The organism is Vibrio algarum (genome assembly GCF_028204155.1).
Classification (GTDB): domain Bacteria; phylum Pseudomonadota; class Gammaproteobacteria; order Enterobacterales; family Vibrionaceae; genus Vibrio; species Vibrio algarum.
In genome coordinates this window covers 2,766,688-2,785,784 of record NZ_JAQLOI010000001.1, presented here as the reverse complement: position 1 = coordinate 2,785,784, position 19,097 = coordinate 2,766,688, and the positions used below count along the sequence as shown (strand labels likewise).

The following is a 19,097-nucleotide window of genomic DNA, read 5'->3' as shown; positions in this document are numbered from 1 at the left end:
TTTCTATATTTAGAAATAACGATGTTTTAAAGATACTTTTTATAAACAAATAGGTTCTATTCTTATTAGTCCTTTTTGTATTGTTCGCAAGCAATCATTGTATTTTCGATTAAGCTAGCAACAGTCATAGGGCCTACGCCACCAGGAACCGGCGTAATGAAACTCGCTCTTGTCTTAGCAACGTCATATTCCACATCACCAGCCAGTTTACCATTTTCCAATCGGTTGATGCCTACATCAACGACGATAGCTCCCTCTTTAATCCAATTGCCGGGGATAAAGTTAGCCTTACCTACCGCAACAACAACAACATCAGCTTGTCGAACAAACGATTCTAAATCTTTGGTAAAACGGTGGCAGGTTGTGGTTGTACACCCGGCGAGTAACAATTCTAGCGTCATAGGGCGGCCAACAATATTAGACGCGCCCACTATTACGGCGTGCTTGCCTCTCATCTCAATATTATACCGGTCCAAAAGGGTAATGATTCCTTTCGGTGTGCAAGAACGAAGCTTAGGGATACGCTGTGCTAGTCGACCTACATTATATGGGTGGAACCCATCAACATCTTTTTCTGGAAGAATTTGCTCAAGTACTTTCGTACTATCAATACCTGCCGGGAGAGGCAATTGAACCAAAATACCGTCTATTTCGTCATCATTGTTGAGTTGTTCAACCAAATCTAATAATTCTTGTTCTTTTGCTGTTGCAGGCAAATCAAATGACTTAGAGACAAAACCGACCTCATCACAAGCTCGACGCTTGCTACCGACATATACTTGAGATGCAGGGTCTTCGCCTACCAATACCACGGCTAAGCCTGGTGCGCGTAATCCTGCTTCGGTACGAGCTTTAACACGAGCCCCAACTTCTGAGCGAACGGTCTGAGATATTAACTTTCCATCGATATTTTGAGCAGTCATAAGATCCCTTGATCTGATTAATAATAGAGCGTGCGCATTGTCGCAAAAATTTGCATCGAGGTCTATTGCGCAAACGATTGCCTAGTTGATATTTCAACGTATTGAGTTTTTTTGCTCACTTGAAACATAATGTTGGATAAAGGCATTGACCTGAGCAAGTTCTTTCGTATAATTCACAACCTCAACGCTCCGTTAGCTCAGCTGGATAGAGCACCCGCCTTCTAAGCGGGTGGCCGCAGGTTCGAATCCTGCACGGAGCGCCATATTTTGAAAAAGCCGTAGCAGGTTAATACCGCTACGGCTTTTTTGGTTTTGTCGTTTTTGGCTATAGCCGTGCTAGTATAAACGCCGACAGCATGTTTGTGCCCTAATATATACCACGTCAGTAATTGCAAGTTGAGGTCAAATATCACAGCATGAATGTTTTAGTGAAAATAAAGAAAGAGTGGTTTCTTGTTGGGATGATTGTGGCAATTGCAATGGCAACAGTTACTTCCGAATTTGGACGTTCGGGCGGTGTAATCCATTTGGATCAACTAACTGGCATTGGTGTTGCTATCGTGTTTTTCTTACATGGTCTAGGGTTATCACCACAAGCGATTAAAGCGGGTATTACTAACTGGCGTCTGCACGTTTTTATCCAGATGGCGACGTTCGTTGTTTATCCTATCTTGTGGGTCATCTTTGGCGAAACATTCCTAGCTTACATGCCAGCAGCACTGGCCTTTGGTTTTTGTTACCTGCTTGTTCTACCAAGTACCATTTCATCTTCAGTAACGATGACCAGTGTCGGGAAAGGTAACGTGTCAGGTGCTATTTTTAATGCGTCTCTTTCGAGTGTCATTGGTGTTTTTGTTACCCCGCTGCTCATTCAACTGTTTATGGGGTTTGAAGGGGTTCAACTAAATCTGATGGATTCGATTATTTCGATTGCTAAGCTTCTTTTGATTCCGATGGTCGTTGGCCAAATTCTGAGACCATACCTTGTTGCAACGGTTGACAGGCATAAATCCGTGGTCAACAAAGTCGATAAATATGTGATTTTGTTAATAGTTTATAATGCTTTCTGTGACTCTGTTGTAAACGGCATTTGGAGCGAATTTTCTATCCGTTTATTAGCGACATCCATCATCATCTGTACGGTGATTCTTCTGTTTATGGTGCACCTAATTCAATGGGGGGCACGCCGAACAAAGTTCGCGTTAGCGGATGAAGTGGCAGCTGTGTTCTGCGGCACAAAGAAAACACTAGCGGCAGGAATACCAATGGCCAAAGTTATTTTTGGTGCAGATCCATCGTTAGGGATGATTCTGTTACCAATTATGCTTTATCACCCGATTCAGATTTTCTACTGTGCGATATTGGCAAATCGCTATGCACGTCAGAGTGAATCATTGAAAACGGTGACTAATTAAGCCCATTAATTAAATAAGACGACGCTGAAGTTTCAGCGTCTATCAATCTCCAAAGCAATCAGTGAAGACAACGGTTATTTTGTTGCAGCAAGGAGTGATCAGTAAACATTTTGTATGGTTTTTATGAGTCTATATGTTGATTGTGTGATAAAAAGCAAATCTGAAATACATAGGGCTAGAATCCTCTCAACGCTAGTGCTCTAATGGAACAAAGATCTCACTTTATTGAGACTGATAAAACCAAATTAAGTGCTTTTATATGAATGCTCCAGATATTGGTAGTGGCCTAGCTTGTGGGTCTGTTATTGTTTTTCGTAACAAAGTTGTTGATATAGATGAGGAGTTTGCCTCACTATTTGGTTTTACATCGCTGGTCGATCTTAGCAATTTCATCTCTTCGCCACTGCATTTAGTTGATAATGACTTTCAACAAAAAATCCTCGCAATAAGTTTGTCAGATTCTTTTGAGTCAGATACTTTGGATCCTAATGGTGAGATTTTTTCGCTACCAATCGATTTGGTAAAACGATTGCTCTTTTTGCCCTTATTCAAAAGACAACATGGCACAAAAAGCCGGCTCTAGAAGTCTTATTATTCGATATCTCAAGTAAAGTAAGCCCTCATCAACTGATCAATAGACCAAAATACGAAAGTCTCGTTCGAAACTCTGTTCAAGGCGTGATTATTCATCGTTTCTTCAAACCCTTACTCGTTAACCCGGTTTGGGCAGAAATGATGGGTGTTGAGTCCATTGATGATTTTCTAGACAGTGGCAGTGTATTGGACGTTATCCCGAAAGAATATCATGTAGATGCGTTAGATCGCTGCGAGAAGGTGTTGCGTGGTGAAGCTATTGGGGAAAGCCATATTATTGAGAATATTCGCCTAGATGGTGAAAAGAGATTCTTTAATATTTACGATCACGCCATTAATTGGGAAGGTGAACCTGCACTTGAAGTTGTCGTTGTTGATGTGACGGATAAAGTGGTTGCGCAAAAAGAACTTGCCTATCGTGCCGATCATGATTCCCTGACAAATTTACTCAACCGTGATGCACTTTATAAATGGATCAAAGAACATTGTCATGATGTTAAATCTATGGGGTGTATTTTATTTGATATCGATAATTTTAAGAATGTTAATGATAACTATGGCCACCAGGTGGGCGATTCCGTATTAAAAAATCTTTCGTCAATTATACATAAACAAGTCGATGACCATGGCGTTGTTGGGCGTTGGGGTGGAGAGGAATTTATTATTTTTCTTACTGAATCAACGGAAAAGTTTAGTTATGAATTGGCTGAAAAAATTCGCCTCGCCTGTGAAAAATCAACACTTAGTAGTCAATTTGGCGATATAAAGAATACACTGAGTATTGGAGTCAGTTTTACAGATAACTTCTCCAGCACTATGCCAAAGGATCTCATTCGTATAGCTGATGAGAAAATGTATATATCTAAAAAATCTGGCAAAAATAAAGTCACCTAACCTAGTAGGGTTTCAAGACTTCTTCGGTTGAATAGACCGGTTTCTAAGCTGCAATTTAGAGATTCTTTTACTGTGGTTATAGATGCGTTTAAGAGATTCTACCCACTCCATTTCATAGCGAAACACAATCAGGCGTTTAGGGTTTTGGTCGACTAAGCGTTCTGCCTGATGAGTGAGGACAGCATCTAAAAGTGAGTTTAGTTCTCTTTTCGCATTTAGTACTTTTTCAGCCAATCCATCATCACCACGACGAACCGCATTGACACAATTTAGCATCGCTTGATTGACCCTTTCCTGAACGGTTCCTAATGTTTTTCGCATGGCAGGGCTTATTGTTACGTCTTCATTTAATGTTTTGTATGCTAAGGGCACCAAGGAATCGACGATGAGATCAGCAATACTCTCAAGTTGATCTGTCATGCTAATCAGCTTTATTTGCCTGCTACTTTGCTCTTCGGATAATGGTTCCGTTCTCAATCGACCGAGATAAGAGAGTATTTCGGCGTGCAATCGATCGACCTCTTCTTCTATGTCCTCAATGTTGTTCAATTTTTGTTTCGTTTCCTGCCTGTCTTTGATACTTGTTTGATGAAGCCCCAATGGAGGAAGCATATTCATCATGTTACACACGCGCCGTCCTACACGCCCTAGCTCTAACTGGGCATTATCTAATGCCATATCTGGTGTATTGAGTAGTTCTTGGCTTAGATATTTAGGTTTTATTGTCCGATACGCTTTGTTTTTGTTCACGGGTGTCTTGGAGTGCGCTGGAATTATCTTGCGTACAAACGAGACAAAATAGCCAGCGAATGGCACCATGATAAGCGTATTCAGCACATTAAATACGGTATTTGCATTGGCGATTTGTCTGGGGAGCTCCGCTGACAGTTTTTGTATCCCGATTAAGTTGTCATGATTGGGGGATATGCCAATTGCAATGTGACTTAAAGCCCCGATAAAAGGCAGCCAGATCAAAACGCCTAAAAAGTTAAATAAAATATGAATAGCAGCGGCTTGCATCGCTTCTTCGGTTTTCCCGATTGCGGCTAACAAGGCCGTTATACAGGTACCTAAATTTGCCCCCATGGCTAAGGCAATCCCTGTTTCTAGAGAAATAAAGCCTTGTCCAGCCAAGACGATGACAATCCCTGTTGTCGCTGACGAGGATTGAACAAGGGCGGTAAATACGGCCGATAAAAGAATAGCAAGGGGAAGGCTGTCCATTTGCGTCATGCTGTCGATAAACGGCTGATAGCTGCGTAGAGGCGACATAGCCTCACTCATTAGGTTCATCCCTAAAAAGATTAATCCCAGCCCGAATAGGATATTTCCATAATGCTTAAAATGTTCAAGCTTTGCCGTAAATTGAACAAGAAAACCGATAGCAACCATCGCTAAGGCGGCTTTAGTTACCTTAAAAGCAACGATTTGCGCAGTGACAGTAGTACCTATATTCGCCCCCATTATCACGCCGACAGCTTGAGGAAGTGACATTAATCCTGCAGAGATAAATCCCACAAGTAAAACAGTGGTGACAGACGAAGATTGTATAATTGCGGTAATGCCGGTTCCAGTTAAGACCCCTGTAATCCGGTTAGATGTAAATTTTGCTAGTAAAGACTTCATGCGATCGCCAGCAGCACGCTTTAGTGAATTTGACATTTTTTCCATGCCATACAGAAAAATCGCCAGCCCTCCCAATAAGCCGACTGTCATAGGTAGAAATTCAACCATTCCATTGTTGGCAGAGACTAGATCGCTGCTAGATGCTAGCGACGCGAAGGGAAGGAGTACCAAGAGCAAGAAGAGACTAGTTCGGAAACCGTGTATATTTAATGTTGAATAGACAAATTTAGGCATAAGCAATAATTATTGTTTTTAGATTCTAATAGTAAGAATAGACTAATGTTTATGCCTTATAGTGATTATTGGTTATCAAATCTCATCTGTTTGTAATAAAACTCTTTATCTCTTTCTGATATTTTACGCATTACTTTGCAAGGATTGCCAACTGCGACCACATTAGCGGGAATGTTTTTGGTCACCACGCTACCAGCACCAATAACACTATTTTTTCCAATGGTTACTCCTGGCAAAACAACCGAGTTTGCTCCAATCCAGACGTTTTCTTCTATATGGATAGGAATATTGAATTGAGCTACCTTTTTCTTCTCTCTGGCTCAATTGGATGACCTGCGGTTGAAAGAGTTACGTTAGGTGCAATCATTACATAGTCGCCAATATATATGTGCGTATCATCAACGAGAGTGAGATTGAAATTTGCGTAAACATTATTGCCTAGGTGGGTATGTTTTGCCCAATTAGCGTGAAGAGGTGGTTCTATGTAGCAGTTATCACCTACTTCAGCAAAGAGCTCTAAAAGTAATGCCTGTCGTTTTTCTGACTCTGATGGTCGACTCTGGTTGAAGTCATACAAAGTTTCTAAACATTTGGTTTGCTCTTCTTGAATAGAGTCTTCGAAAAAATAGATTTTTTGGCTATGCATTTTTTCTTTAATGTCCATCAGCGGTCTCTAAGTTGATTAATATGATTAATATGATTGAAAATACCGTTAGAGTAGATATATGTATTGACCTTCTTAGTCGATCAACACGCTCCCTCAATTAGTATAAACGTACCTTTCATTTTTAACACAGGAAGGGTAATAGGCTCAATTCAACACATTGAAAATAAAACAATTATAAGTGATTCGCATCACAAAGTTACTCGTTGTTAATAACGGAACTGTCAATAATATTTTACTTTTAAAGTATTGGTTTCATAAATCAGTGACGAGTATAGATGTGATCCATTGGTGCTGGAAATGAATAGACAAAAAAACCATTAAACTTCTATTAATATTTGCCGATAGTATTGGGGTTGAGGAAGAGTCAATATGTTCTAGTGCCCAAGATGATCAATTTGTTCAATTAAAATAAGAACTAAAAATTAAGAATTAAAAGACGGATGACGATATGAGAAATAATCAACCAGTTACACAGAAAGAACAAAGGTTTACTTCTACGCAAGATCTTGTATCAGTTACTGATTTAGATGGAAAAATACGCTATGTGAATACGGCTTTTCTGGAAATTAGTGGCTTTACCCTAGAAGAGTTGATCGGGCAAGATCATAACATTGTACGTCATCCTGACATGCCAAAAGCCGCATTTGAAGACCTATGGAAAACCGTTCGTTCTGGTACGGGCTGGCGCGGAATAGTTAAGAATCGTTGCAAAAATGGCGACCACTATTGGGTAGACGCATTTGTTACTCCCGTAATCAAGAAAGGAAAAGTAATCGGATATCAATCTGTACGTTCGGAACCTACCCGCGAACAGGTATCTAAAGCAGAACAGTTATACAAAAAACTAAAAAATAATGATTCTTTGAAATTGCCAAAAGGCAAGTTTATGGATCGCTTGACGTTTAAAAGCCTTTTCAATGCGACTGCTATTATCAACTTATTTATATTGGCTTTTGCTACCTTTATGGCTTATCAAGATGCGCACCCTGCACTAATAGTGCTACTTGGCGTTTCAATGTTGTTAACCCTGTTTAATTGGTGGCGTTCCATTGTTGGCTTGATTCAACCATTGGATGAGATTCGTATTCGATTACGCGAGATGGCGAGTGGTGATTATAATCAGAAAATCGAATTAAAATCGATGAACGAAGTTGGGTTTGCCATGATGGCGGTAAAGCTTTTGCAAGCAAGAAGCAAAACTATTTTAGGTCAGGTATCTAGTGCCGCGAGAGATTTGATCGTGTCCGCAGATCAACTTTCTGGTACCAGTTATTCGATGACGAAAACCATGGGCAATCAATCGAATCATACTACTCAAGTTGCAACCGCGATGAGTGAAATGAGCTCAACTGTAGAAGAGGTTTCAAAGAATGCACAGAACTCTTCTGACACAACAAATGCGGCAAAGCAAACCGTAATAGAAGGTGATGAAATTGTAATGGATGCTTTGAACTCGATGGAAGCATTTTCTCTTGAACTAACCAGCACCACAACACAGATCAATACACTCTCAACTGATAGTGAGCAGATAAGTAAAATTACTAATGTAATTAGTGAGATAGCGGATCAAACTAATTTATTGGCACTGAACGCAGCCATTGAAGCCGCTAGGGCAGGAGAGCATGGTCGAGGTTTCGCCGTTGTAGCAGACGAGGTGAGAAATTTAGCCTCTAGAACTCAAGATGCAACCCAAGAAATTCGAACTATGCTAGATAATTTGTCCACTGGTATTAAAAACTCTGCTGAGACCATAGAAAGGAATAATCAAGAGGCGCAAAATGCCTTGGAAAAAGTGGCCACATCCCGCGACGTGTTTGGTCAAGTAGCAGAGGGTATGGAGCTGATTAATGATATGAGTACTCAAATTGCGACAGCAGCAGAAGAGCAGAGTTTGGTCGCAGTTGAAATGAGCAGCAATATCGAGACGATTAGCTTAGAAGCGATAACCACAGAGGAAGAGGCGAAAAAGCTCCAAGATAAGGCAACAGAGTTGAATGAAAGTGCCCTTCATCTGCAAGATCTAATGAGTGATTTTGATTTAGGGGATAATACGAGGGTCGATTTCTCCAAGGCAAAGCAAGCACATTTAGCTTGGAAAACCAGAGTACGCTCCTATTTAAACGGCGATAAAAGCGCGATTACTCGATCTCAAGCGTGTTCCCACCATGAATGTGATTTTGGTAAGTGGTATTTCAGCACGGGTAAGCAGCAATTCTCCAGTTCTCAAACCTTCAACAGTATCGATGCACCACACGCTAGGTTACATGAAGTGATAAAGTTAATACTAGATACGTCTGAAAAAGGTGATCATGCTAAAGCTGAAGAGCTGTATAAAGAAGTAGAACCGTTGTCAGGGAAGGTAGTTCATCTTCTTGATCAATTGGAACGCGAAGCCAAATAGGTTTAAACAGTAACAAACAAGCTTTAAATGTTGTTTGACCCAAGCATTAATAGCTATTCAACCGCCAATCAATTTTAAGTTGATTGGCGGTTTCTTTTTAGTGATTTGGTGCTAATGTAGCTGAAGTATAACCGTATAAATGCACTTTTTAGCAAGTTCTATAACATGGTAAAAATCAACGATGACAAATCCAATTACCTTAGATGCTTTACGTATTTTAGATGCGATAGATAGAAAAAAGTTTTGCAGCGGCAGCCGAAGAACTTTTCCGTGTGCCATCAGCTGTGTCATATACGGTAAAAAAACTAGAGGAGGATCTCGGCGTTGTTATTTTTGATAGGAGTAAAAGAAAGGCTGAATTTACACCCACTGGACAACTGTTACTTAAGCATGGCCGCACAATATTAAATGCGACAGAAAATCTCTCTACGTTGGTTATTCAAGCCGAAAGTGGTTGGGAACCGGAACTAAGAATTTGCATCGATAACATCATGAATTGTAGCCCGATTTATTCACTTATAGGTGAGTTTCAAAAACAATATCCTCATGTGGAGATTAGATTGGTTGAAGAAGTGTTTGGAGGCACATTTGATGCTTTAAATTCGGGACGAGTTGATTTGGCAATTGGGACAGCAGAAGATATTGATTCGATAAAATACCAATATTTAGATATTGGAAAAATCAATTTTGTATTTGCAGTCGCCTATGACCACCCTCTAACTAAGTTACCGCGACCTATCACTATTGAAGAAGTAAAGAAGTACCCCTCGGTTGTAGTGTCGGATAGCTCTAGGAATTTACCTGCAAAGTCATCGGGCATTTTTGAAGGCCAACGTAGGTTGACCGTGCCGACAGTAGATAAAAAAATCATGTCTCATGTGTTAGGTTTAGGTGTGGGCTATTTGCCTCTGTTTAGGATAAACCAAGAATTGGATTCTGGTGCTCTTGTGATCATAGAAACGTCGCCTGCGACAAATAGAACCAATAATGTAGGAATAGCGTGGCGCAAAGAAAACTCAGGCAAAGCGCTTAAGTGGTTTATAGAGAGACTGATAAACATCAAAAGAGAAGCCTTTATTAGTTAAAGGAAGACATGGCATCTCTTTTGTTATTAGTATGTAAAAAATGACACATTTATGTTCTTTTTGTGTGTCATTTTCCACCCATTGCTATCTTCTTTTTAGTACCGCTTGCATCATGCGAGACAGATAAAATGCCGCAATCGTCCGAATAGTAAGGGATGTAAACGATTTGTTAATTGTTGGCTTGCTAATTGCTCTATGTAGTTCATACAGAACCCAAAGATGGGACTGTTAAAATCATATGGAGAATAAAAATGATCAAGCCACTTACCCTACTATCTGTGTCTGCACTTGCACTAACGAGTTTTAATGCCGCCGCTAATTGTGACCCTGGTGAAATTGTCATCAAGTTTAGTCACGTAACGAATACAGACAAACACCCTAAAGGTATTGCTGCATCTTTGTTAGAAACTCGTGTAAACGAAGAGATGAATGGCAAGGCATGTATGCAAGTGTTCCCTAACTCTACTTTATACGATGATGACAAAGTTTTAGAAGCTTTGCTTAACGGTGATGTTCAAATGGGGGCTCCATCTTTATCAAAATTTGAAAAAATCACGAAGAAATATCGTATTTTTGACCTTCCTTTCCTATTTGAAGATGTAGATGCTGTAGACCGTTTCCAAAACTCTGAGTCTGGTGAAAAGCTAAAAAATGCGATGAAACGACGCGGCTTAAAAGGGTTAGCGTTTTGGCATAATGGTATGAAGCAGATGTCTGCAAATAAACCACTTTTGCTTCCTGAAGATGCCTCCGGTTTGAAATTCCGCGTACAGGCGTCTGATGTATTGGTTACTCAGTTTGAACAATTAGGAGCCAACCCACAAAAAATGTCATTTAAAGAAGTTTATGGCGGTTTGCAGACGAAAGTTATCGATGGTCAAGAGAACACTTGGTCCAATATCTATGGGAAAAAATTCTTCGAAGTTCAAGATGGTGTGACTGAAACCAATCACGGCATCTTGGATTACCTAGTCGTCACTTCAAATAAGTTTTGGGATGGATTACCGGCAGATGTTCGTGATCAACTCAGTCAGATCGTGATGGAAGTTACCGCTGCGCGTAACGCTGAATCAAGCAAGGTTAACGAAACCAACAAACAGAATATCATCGAAGCCGGTGGTGTTGTGCGTAATCTATCGTCTGAGCAACGTCAGGCTTGGGTTGAGGCGCTTAAGCCAGTTTGGAACAAGTATGAGAAAGATATTGGTGCAGAGTTAATCGAAGCTGCATTGGCATCTAACAAGTAATCCGCAAGGTATGGGTGAATGTCACCCATACCTTTAATAACAATAATCACAGCGGAGAAACCAAATGGTACGGACGTTTTTTTCCAAAGTAGAAAAGGCGACAGATCTTTTAGAAGAAACCTTAATATCAGGTTTTCTAGGGTTGATGACCTTGCTAACTTTTACCAATGTTGTATTTCGTTATGTTCTGAATGACAACATATTATGGGCTCTAGAATTAACAGTATTTATGTTTGCATGGATGGTATTGGTTGGCGCATCTTATGGCGTTAAAAGGCATTTCCATATCGGTGTAGATGTAGTCATCAATATGGCACCAAAAGGATTGCAGAAGGTGTATGCCCTGATTGCTGTCTCTCTATGCCTAACCTTTTCAGTATTGCTACTCATTGGCTCATGGAACTATTGGTATCCATTTATTTCGGAACGAGCGTGGTATGAAACAGACGATATACCAATGCCTGAAATGCTTCAGTTTTTAGCCGATATTTTCAATGAAGGCGAGCGCTATGAAAAATTACCTCGTTTTATTCCTTATGCTGCACTTCCTATTAGTATGGCTACGTTAACAGCACGATTTGCTCAAGCGGCATACAAAATAGCTACAGGTGATCTGGATAGACTGATTGCCAGCCACGAGGCAGAAGAAAATCTTGATGCCCTTAAAGCCGCAGTGAAGGAGGACTAAACTATGGCAATTCTATTCCTCTTTATAATGGTTATCGCCTTTATGCTCGTTGGCGTGCCAATAGCAATCTCGTTGGGTTTAGCGAGTATGTTTTTCCTTTTGATCCACTCAGACGCCTCATTGGCTTCTGTGGCTCAGACGTTGTTTAACGCTTTTGCAGGACATTACACACTTTTAGCTATCCCGTTTTTTATCCTCGCTTCTAGCTTTATGTCTACTGGTGGAGTTGCTCGTCGAATTATTCGTTTTGCTATCGCGATGGTCGGTTGGTTCCGTGGTGGGCTAGCAATGGCGTCTGTTGTAGCATGTATGATGTTCGCTGCTCTTTCTGGTTCGTCTCCGGCTACGGTTGTGGCGATAGGCAGTATTGTTATCGCTGGTATGGTTAAAAATGGCTATACCAAGGAGTTCGCTGCGGGGGTTATCTGTAATGCTGGTACCTTAGGTATTCTTATCCCGCCTTCAATCGTTATGGTTGTGTATGCAGCGGCCACCGATGTCTCCGTTGGACGAATGTTCTTGGGTGGGGTTATTCCAGGTCTACTTGCAGGTTTCATGTTAATCGTTGCGATATACATTACCGCACGGGTTAAAAATCTACCTAAGCAACCATTTGTTGGTTGGTCAGAGGCATTTAAAGCGGCTAAAGATGCAAGTTGGGGATTACTGCTTGTTGTTATCATTCTTGGTGGTATCTACGGTGGTATCTTTACACCGACAGAAGCGGCAGCCGTTGCGGCAGTTTATGCTTTCTTGATAGCAAATTTTGTCTACAAGGACATGGGACCATTTGCGGACAAAGAGAATACAAAACCGTGGATTGTTAAAGTGTTCCAAGCCTTTGTTCATAAAGACACGAATGCGACGCTGTATGATGCTGGTAAATTAACCATCATGTTGCTGTTTATTATCGCGAATGCGCTGATATTAAAGCATGTGCTGACTGAAGAACGTATTCCTCAAATGATTACGGAGTCAATGTTATCCGCTGGTTTAGGGCCTATCACCTTCTTGATTGTTGTAAATATACTGCTATTAATTGGTGGTCAGTTTATGGAACCGTCAGGCCTCTTAATCATTGTCGCGCCTTTAGTTTTCCCTATTGCTATCGCACTGGGTATTGATCCTATACACCTAGGCATCATGATGGTGGTGAACATGGAAATAGGGATGATAACACCGCCTGTTGGGCTTAACCTCTTCGTCACTGCAGGGGTAGCCAAGATGTCGATGTTGAATGTAGTAAAGGCTGCGCTTCCGTGGGTAGCCGTTATGTTCTTGTTCTTAATTATCGTAACCTATGTACCTTGGGTTTCAACATGGTTGCCAACAACGTTGATGGGGCCAGAGATTATTACAAAATAGACGAAACCAAAGAGTAGCAATACTAAAAAGCAGCGTAATAAAATACGCTGCTTTTTTTAGCCCAGTTTATAATTTTCTTTATCTAAATCATAACGCTGCATTTTGTCATATAGAGTCTTGCGAGCGAGGTTTAAGATTGCCATTGTATCTTTGATACTACCGCCGCATTCTATCAGCGCTTGCTCTATCGCTGAACGTTCAAATTCAGCGACTTGCTCTGCCAAACTAGAAGCCGTAGACGTATTATCTGAATCACCATCAAGTTGAACTAGTTTGCCAAGTAGAACAAATCGCTCCGCAGCGTTTCTAAGCTCTCGAACATTACCAGGCCAGCTATGAGATATCAGCACTTGTAGCTCCGTTTGAGCAAGAGAGGTCGCTGCCTTTTTGTAGCGAGCAGCGGCAACAAGTAAGAAGTGATGGAATAGAGCCGGTATATCTTCTTTTCTTTCTCTAAGGGGAGGTAAGTCAAGAGTCACTACATTAAGGCGATAGTATAGATCTTGCCTGAATGTGCCTTCCAAAGCTGCTTGCTTTAGGTCGACTTTCGTGGCGGCGATAACTCGAATATCCAAAGGAATCTCTAGGTTTGAACCGACACGCTCTATATTCCGTTCTTGAAGTACTCTCAGAAGCCTGATTTGCGCTTGCATTGGCATAGACTCGATCTCATCTAGAAATAGCGTCCCACCCTGAGCAAATTCAAACTTACCGATTCGTTTTGTTTCTGCACCGGTAAATGACCCTTTTTCGTGCCCATACAATTCACTCTCGATTAAGTTTTCAGGTACAGCCCCACAGTTTACGGCGACAAAATTATTTTCCCGACGGCTACTCTGTTCATGTAATGAGCGTGCAACTAATTCTTTACCTGTACCGGTTTCTCCAAATAGCAGTATGTCTGCATTGGTGTCAGCGACATGAGTAATCGTATCCCTAAGGTTTTGAATGCTATCCGTTTCCCCAATCACCCGAGGCCCTAATGTTTTATTCGCTTTCAAGGCTTGTTTAAGTTGTTTGTTTTCTTCAGTGAGTTGGCGCTTATCTATGGCTCTTTTTACCGTATCGATTAATCGTTCGTTAGAAAAAGGTTTTTCGATAAAATCGTAAGCGCCATCGTGCATAGATTGAACCGCCATAGAAATATCCCCATGCCCAGTAATGAGAATTACTGGAAGGTCAGTATCTTGGTTTTTAAAACTATTCAACAGTGCCTGACCAGATATACCCGGTAAACAGATATCCGTTACAACGACATAGGGTAAACCATCATTCTTTGCCGCAATTAAGGCGGATTCTGCATCGGGGAAAAACTGTGCAGAGATATCCTCAAGCTCAAAGCTTTGCTCATGAGCGAGCCTCATATCGGGCTCATCATCTATAAAAAACACGTCGTACATGGTTAATTCCTTAAATACAGCTAGTTTTGTTTATTTCTCAACATAGGCTTTCTTAAGAGAAATGGTAAATCTGGCTCCTCCTAAGTCAGTGACGCCTGTACTGAGGTTTCCACCCATTGTTTGCATAATTTGTAGAGAAATAGATAAACCTAAGCCGAGACCATTTTTTTTGTTGTATAAAAAGGTTCAAAAAGATGTTTATGCCCCTCTGCTGGGAGCCCTTTTCCTGAATCGTCAATATGGATAAGTATCTGTTCATCCGCTTCGCTAACGGTTATGTTTACTTTTTTCTTCGGAGGCAGATAACTCATCCATGGCGTTAGTCATTAAATTAATGAGTACTTGTTCTAACTGGATTAAATTTACTCTGCCTATTACTCCTTCATTGTCTATATGTATAGACAGTTGAATTTGGTTAGCCCTATATTGGGGTTTTAGCAGCTCTGCTGATGAAACAATAATAGGGTAAACTTGTGCGTTAACGACTTCGTCACTCGATGTTTTGCGTGCAAAAGATTTTAGCTGTTGACTGATATTGGCCATTCTGTCGGTAAGAGCCGAAATCCTCGTTAGGTTATCTGTGGTTCTATCAGGTTGCCCTTTATCTAAGAACCGTTTGCCATTTTCAGCAAAGCTTCTGATCGCGGCTAGTGGATTGTTTAGTTCATGGCTGATACTCGCCGACATCTGACCTAGTACGGCTAATTTAGCGGCCTGAATCAGTTCCTCTTGTGTTTGTCTGAGCATGACTTCTGTTTTTTCTCGCTCGTCTATTTCCATTTGAAGTTCCGCGGTACGTTCCATTACCTGAAACTCTAATTTTTGCTTTGCTTCCATCTCTATTTGAGCAATTTGTCGCTGTTTTAGTTGCCTATTTCGAATAAGAAGCCAGATGACAAAAACTAACGCGTAAACGAGGGTGGTAATAATAATGAATCCGAATAATTGCCAAAATATAAGTACCGTTGGCGCTAAAACTCTAATTTCTAACTTTTGGGTATCTAAGCGCTGTTTAGCACTGAGAAACTGACCGCTAAAAAATACTGATTTCTGTTTGCTAATCTTGCCTATAGGGGCTGCATGATCTTTTGAAAAACCGAGACTCTCAATTTTTTTATCTAGATAACGACGGCTATCTGTTAACGTTGCTTTAATGTCTGCAGAGATAGGAAACAAACTGCGATAAAGCCAATTTTCATTGCTGGACATAAAGATGACACCGTTTGTATCAGTGGCAATAAAATAGCTATTATCGCTAGACCAGTTTTTTTCAATATCGTTTAGGTCTGTTTTTACCACAACAACACCGAGTCGCTCCGCTGCAAAAATAACAGGATAAGAGTAATAAAACCCACGTTTATCCGATGTTGAACCAAGGGCAAAATACTGACCGCGCTGACCGTTAATTGCTTGTTGAAAATAAGGGCGAAACGCAAAGTTTCTGCCAACAAAAGAGGTGTCCGTATGCCAGTTATTAGAAGCGATAGTGGTGCCATGCTTATCGAGTAAGTAGGTATCTGATGCACCAATGATGTCCGTGACATTTTGCAGATATCGATTTGTGATATCTATCTGTGCCCCATTTTGTGGGCTAGTTAATGCATCGATTAACTCACTGTCTTTCGATAACAACTGGGGTATGTAAGCATACTTATCGAGCTGGCTTGATAATTGGTTAGTAAAACGGTTCAATTGGATTAGATTTTCTTCATTTTGGTCTTCATAGGCCGTATACCAGTAGGCTCTGCCTCCAACAAGTATGGTAAGTAAATAAAGAATAATAATTATTGTGGATATACGTCTTAATTTAGCCATCAAAAGTTTACCAAATGAACAATTAGTTCTAGGTTAGAGCGTGCTAGAAAAGTTACCAATTTAAGAGTTTAAAATAAGACAAAGATCTCTTTTTAGCCATTTTAGTAAAAAAATCATCTCTCTCCATTGAAAAAACAGTTATTGTCCCCATTTCTGATGCAAAGTGGTTAAATTAGTCTTAAATACGCTGACTTTTCGCCAACTTCTAGTGAGAATTCAGAACTTCACTCGACAGCTAATCTTCATATCGCTAGAATGTCGCGTCTAAAATTTTGGTTCTGAGACTAATCGGAGATACCTTACTCTTCATTTTGTTAAATAGAGTGTGAGATAAGATATCGCTAATTAGTCCGGTGCATTTATTTCGTTAGTAAATTTTAACGAACGTGTAATGCATCAATGCTCAATTTAAATCTGTACTTCAATGAAGTGCAACACAACGATATGGTCCTAACCTAAAGGGTTGGTGGCTAAAATACTCAGTAATCTGAGTTAGTTTTGAGGTTTATAAATAATGCAAGCTACTGTTGAAACTCTTGAAGGCCTAGAACGCCGTCTAAATATTACTGTTCCTGCTGCAAACATCGAAGATGCAGTGACAGCGGAACTTCGTAACATCGCTAGAAATCGCCGTTTCGACGGTTTCCGTAAAGGCAAAGTGCCTATGAAGATGGTTGCGCAAATGTACGGCAAAGCAGTACGTCAAGATGTTATGGGTGAAGTTATGCAACGCCATTTCATCGAAGCGATCGTAAAAGAGAAAATCAACCCAGCGGGCGCACCTACTTTTGCTCCTGTTGAGAATGAAGCAGGAAAAGATTTGGTCTTTGCTGCGACTTTCGAGGTTTACCCTGAAGTAGAGCTTAAAGGTCTAGAAAACATTGTTGTTGAAAAACCAGCAGTGGAAGTTAACGACTCTGACGTTGATGAAATGATCGAAACGCTACGTAAGCAACAAGCTTCTTGGACTGAAGTCGACGCACCTGCGGAAGATGGTTCTCGTGCAACTATCGATTTCGTTGGTTCTATCGATGGCGAAGAATTTGAAGGCGGAAAAGCGGATAACTTCCCTCTAGAAATGGGTCAAGGTCGTATGATTCCTGGCTTCGAAGACGGAATTATGGGTAAAGTTAAAGGCACTGAATTTGAAATTGATGTTGCTTTCCCAGAAGACTATCACGCTGAAAACCTAAAAGGTAAGCAAGCTAAGTTTTTCATCAAGATAAACAAAGTTGAAACTCAAGAGCTTCCTGAAATTAACGACGAATTCGTTGCTAAGTTCGGTGTTTCTGAAGGTGGTGTTGATGCGCTTAAAGCTGAAGTTCGTAAGAATATGGAACGTGAGCTTAAGCAAGCAATCAAAAACAAAATCAAAGAACAAGCAATTGACGGTCTTGTTAAAGAGAACGACATTGATGTTCCAACTGCAGTCGTTGATCAAGAAATTGGTGTTCTTCGCCAACAAGCTGCACAGCGTTTTGGTGGAAACCCAGAAGCGGCTGAGCAACTTCCTCGTGAATTGTTCGAAGAGCAAGCTAAGCGTCGCGTAGTTGTTGGTCTTTTACTTGGTGAAGTAATCAAGGCTGAAGAACTAAAAGCAGATGACGAAAAAGTGAAAGCACTTATTGCTGACATGGCGACGGCTTACGAAGATCCAAGTGAAGTTGTTTCTTACTACGAGCAAAATGAAGAGATGATGAACAACATGCGTAATGTTGCTTTAGAAGAGCAAGCAATTGACGCTATCATCTCTAAGGCTCAAGTTTCTGATAAAGAAACTAGCTTCAATGAGCTAATGAACCAACAGCAACCTGCTTAATCGCAGACCTGTTTGGTAGAAGTTCCATCGACTAATTGATGGCTTCAAAGTAAGTGATTATGGTCCGTCTGTGCATTCATTCGGACCATATTTTTACTGTTCTATATAAGTATTTTAACGAGTAAGTAAAGTTGCGTTGTTACTCGTATGTAATGAAAATTAGCTAAAAGCGTATAATTGTTAATCAATCACTTAAGAAAATTTAACTTATTCTTGTTTATTCTCTAGTATTGATTTAGATACTTATATAAAGCGGTAATTTTTTAGGGATATCAAATGAGCTACCAAGAAAAAAATGTAATGTCTCCAATTATTGATGCACTTGTTCCAATGGTTGTTGAGCAAACTTCCCGCGGTGAGCGTTCTTATGACATTTATTCTCGCCTACTCAAAGAAAGAGTCATTTTTCTAACGGGTCAAGTCGAGGATCATATGGCGAACCTCGTTGTGGCTCAGTTATTGTTCCTTGAGTCTGAAAACCCAGATAAAGATATATTCTTATATATCAATTCACCGGGTGGCAGTGTAACTGCGGGTATGTCAATTTACGATACTATGCAGTTTATTAAGCCAAATATTAGTACAGTATGTATGGGGCAAGCATGCTCTATGGGTGCTTTTTTACTAGCTGGTGGAGCACAAGGTAAGCGCTACTGTTTACCTAATTCTCGTGTGATGATTCACCAACCACTCGGTGGATTCCAAGGTCAAGCGTCGGATATCCAGATTCACGCTCAAGAAATCCTAACTATTAAGCAAAAACTGAATAAGTTACTTGCTGAACATACGGGTCAACCTATTGAAGTGGTTGAAAAAGATACTGACCGTGACAATTTTATGTCAGCGGATCAGGCTGTTGAATATGGTTTGGTGGATGCTGTACTTAATCATCGTGGTGAGTAAAACCTAAGTATCTACTCTGAT

13 protein-coding genes, 1 tRNA gene and 2 pseudogenes are annotated in these 19,097 nt (G+C 40.5%); 11 read left to right on the top strand and 5 right to left on the bottom strand.

The genetic code is table 11. From position 1 onward, the window contains the following. Positions 1-65 precede the first annotated feature (65 nt). Positions 66-923 (bottom strand): bifunctional methylenetetrahydrofolate dehydrogenase/methenyltetrahydrofolate cyclohydrolase FolD, encoded by an 858-nt coding sequence (gene folD / locus PGX00_RS12915; protein ID WP_272137043.1) that lies wholly within the window; start codon positions 921-923, stop codon positions 66-68. Positions 924-1,109: 186 nt separating this feature from the next. Here folD and PGX00_RS12910 point away from each other — a divergent pair. From PGX00_RS12910 to PGX00_RS12895, 4 genes are all read left to right on the top strand, one after another. Beyond that, a tRNA-Arg gene (locus PGX00_RS12910) sits at positions 1,110-1,186 on the top strand. Positions 1,187-1,339: 153 nt separating this feature from the next. Then, positions 1,340-2,338, top strand: a complete 999-nt coding sequence (locus tag PGX00_RS12905; RefSeq protein WP_272137041.1) for a bile acid:sodium symporter family protein — start codon at positions 1,340-1,342, stop codon at positions 2,336-2,338. A 259-nt stretch (positions 2,339-2,597) separates the two neighbouring features. After that, a complete protein-coding gene (locus PGX00_RS12900; RefSeq protein WP_272137039.1) occupies positions 2,598-2,921 on the top strand; it encodes a hypothetical protein in 324 nt (107 codons plus the stop codon). Further along, complete coding sequence (locus tag PGX00_RS12895) at positions 2,867-3,826, top strand: GGDEF domain-containing protein (protein ID WP_322107881.1); 960 nt, start codon at positions 2,867-2,869, stop codon at positions 3,824-3,826. The genes PGX00_RS12900 and PGX00_RS12895 overlap by 55 nt, the downstream gene beginning before the upstream one ends. A 12-nt stretch (positions 3,827-3,838) precedes the next feature. On the opposite strand, the gene PGX00_RS12890 is transcribed toward PGX00_RS12895, so the two are convergent. Continuing rightward, on the bottom strand, positions 3,839-5,542 hold the full coding sequence (locus tag PGX00_RS12890) for a Na/Pi cotransporter family protein (RefSeq protein WP_272137037.1): 1,704 nt from the start codon (positions 5,540-5,542) through the stop codon (positions 3,839-3,841). Between the two features lie 209 nt (positions 5,543-5,751). After that, positions 5,752-6,350: pseudogene (locus tag PGX00_RS12885) on the bottom strand (sugar O-acetyltransferase). 451 nt (positions 6,351-6,801) lie between these two features. Between PGX00_RS12885 and PGX00_RS12880 the strand changes: the two are divergent. The 5 genes from PGX00_RS12880 to PGX00_RS12860 all read left to right on the top strand — a co-directional run bounded on the left by PGX00_RS12880 (position 6,802) and on the right by PGX00_RS12860 (position 13,139). Continuing rightward, entirely contained in the window at positions 6,802-8,754 is a 1,953-nt protein-coding gene (locus tag PGX00_RS12880; protein ID WP_272137035.1) for a methyl-accepting chemotaxis protein, read from the top strand. A gap of 230 nt (positions 8,755-8,984) precedes the next feature. Beyond that, positions 8,985-9,839: a LysR family transcriptional regulator gene (locus PGX00_RS12875; protein ID WP_272138063.1), complete on the top strand. Its 855-nt coding sequence runs from the start codon at positions 8,985-8,987 to the stop codon at positions 9,837-9,839. A 251-nt stretch (positions 9,840-10,090) separates the two neighbouring features. Then, on the top strand, positions 10,091-11,086 hold the full coding sequence (locus PGX00_RS12870) for a TRAP transporter substrate-binding protein (RefSeq protein WP_272137032.1): 996 nt from the start codon (positions 10,091-10,093) through the stop codon (positions 11,084-11,086). A gap of 64 nt (positions 11,087-11,150) precedes the next feature. After that, the gene (locus PGX00_RS12865) at positions 11,151-11,774 is read left to right on the top strand and encodes a TRAP transporter small permease (RefSeq protein WP_272137030.1); all 624 of its coding nucleotides are present in this window, start codon (positions 11,151-11,153) and stop codon (positions 11,772-11,774) included. Positions 11,775-11,777: 3 nt separating this feature from the next. Continuing rightward, complete coding sequence (locus PGX00_RS12860; protein WP_272137028.1) at positions 11,778-13,139, top strand: TRAP transporter large permease; 1,362 nt, start codon at positions 11,778-11,780, stop codon at positions 13,137-13,139. Between the two features lie 56 nt (positions 13,140-13,195). Here PGX00_RS12860 and PGX00_RS12855 read toward each other — a convergent pair whose 3' ends face one another. Both PGX00_RS12855 and PGX00_RS12850 read right to left on the bottom strand, forming a co-directional pair. Then, positions 13,196-14,539: a sigma-54-dependent transcriptional regulator gene (locus tag PGX00_RS12855; RefSeq protein ID WP_272137026.1), complete on the bottom strand. Its 1,344-nt coding sequence runs from the start codon at positions 14,537-14,539 to the stop codon at positions 13,196-13,198. Positions 14,540-14,569: 30 nt separating this feature from the next. Then, positions 14,570-16,354: pseudogene (locus PGX00_RS12850) on the bottom strand (ATP-binding protein). A 514-nt stretch (positions 16,355-16,868) separates the two neighbouring features. Between PGX00_RS12850 and tig the strand changes: the two are divergent. Next, on the top strand, positions 16,869-18,173 hold the full coding sequence (tig, locus tag PGX00_RS12845) for a trigger factor (RefSeq protein WP_272137024.1): 1,305 nt from the start codon (positions 16,869-16,871) through the stop codon (positions 18,171-18,173). 276 nt (positions 18,174-18,449) lie between these two features. Beyond that, positions 18,450-19,076: an ATP-dependent Clp endopeptidase proteolytic subunit ClpP gene (clpP, locus tag PGX00_RS12840; protein ID WP_272137022.1), complete on the top strand. Its 627-nt coding sequence runs from the start codon at positions 18,450-18,452 to the stop codon at positions 19,074-19,076. Positions 19,077-19,097 lie beyond the last annotated feature (21 nt).

Bases quoted from the DNA above. Each gene is read 5' to 3' on its own strand.
- PGX00_RS12900 (WP_272137039.1), top strand. From the start codon at position 2,598: ATGAATGCTCCAGATATTGGTAGTGGCCTAGCTTGTGGGTCTGTTATT.
- PGX00_RS12890 (WP_272137037.1), bottom strand. From the start codon at position 5,542: ATGACAGTCGGCTTATTGGGAGGGCTGGCGATTTTTCTGTATGGCATG.
- PGX00_RS12880 (WP_272137035.1), top strand. From the start codon at position 6,802: ATGAGAAATAATCAACCAGTTACACAGAAAGAACAAAGGTTTACTTCT.
- PGX00_RS12855 (WP_272137026.1), bottom strand. From the start codon at position 14,539: ATGTACGACGTGTTTTTTATAGATGATGAGCCCGATATGAGGCTCGCT.
- clpP (WP_272137022.1), top strand. From the start codon at position 18,450: ATGAGCTACCAAGAAAAAAATGTAATGTCTCCAATTATTGATGCACTT.
- PGX00_RS12870 (WP_272137032.1), top strand. From the start codon at position 10,091: ATGATCAAGCCACTTACCCTACTATCTGTGTCTGCACTTGCACTAACG.
- PGX00_RS12905 (WP_272137041.1), top strand. From the start codon at position 1,340: ATGAATGTTTTAGTGAAAATAAAGAAAGAGTGGTTTCTTGTTGGGATG.
- tig (WP_272137024.1), top strand. From the start codon at position 16,869: ATGCAAGCTACTGTTGAAACTCTTGAAGGCCTAGAACGCCGTCTAAAT.
- PGX00_RS12860 (WP_272137028.1), top strand. From the start codon at position 11,778: ATGGCAATTCTATTCCTCTTTATAATGGTTATCGCCTTTATGCTCGTT.
- PGX00_RS12865 (WP_272137030.1), top strand. From the start codon at position 11,151: ATGGTACGGACGTTTTTTTCCAAAGTAGAAAAGGCGACAGATCTTTTA.
- folD (WP_272137043.1), bottom strand. From the start codon at position 923: ATGACTGCTCAAAATATCGATGGAAAGTTAATATCTCAGACCGTTCGC.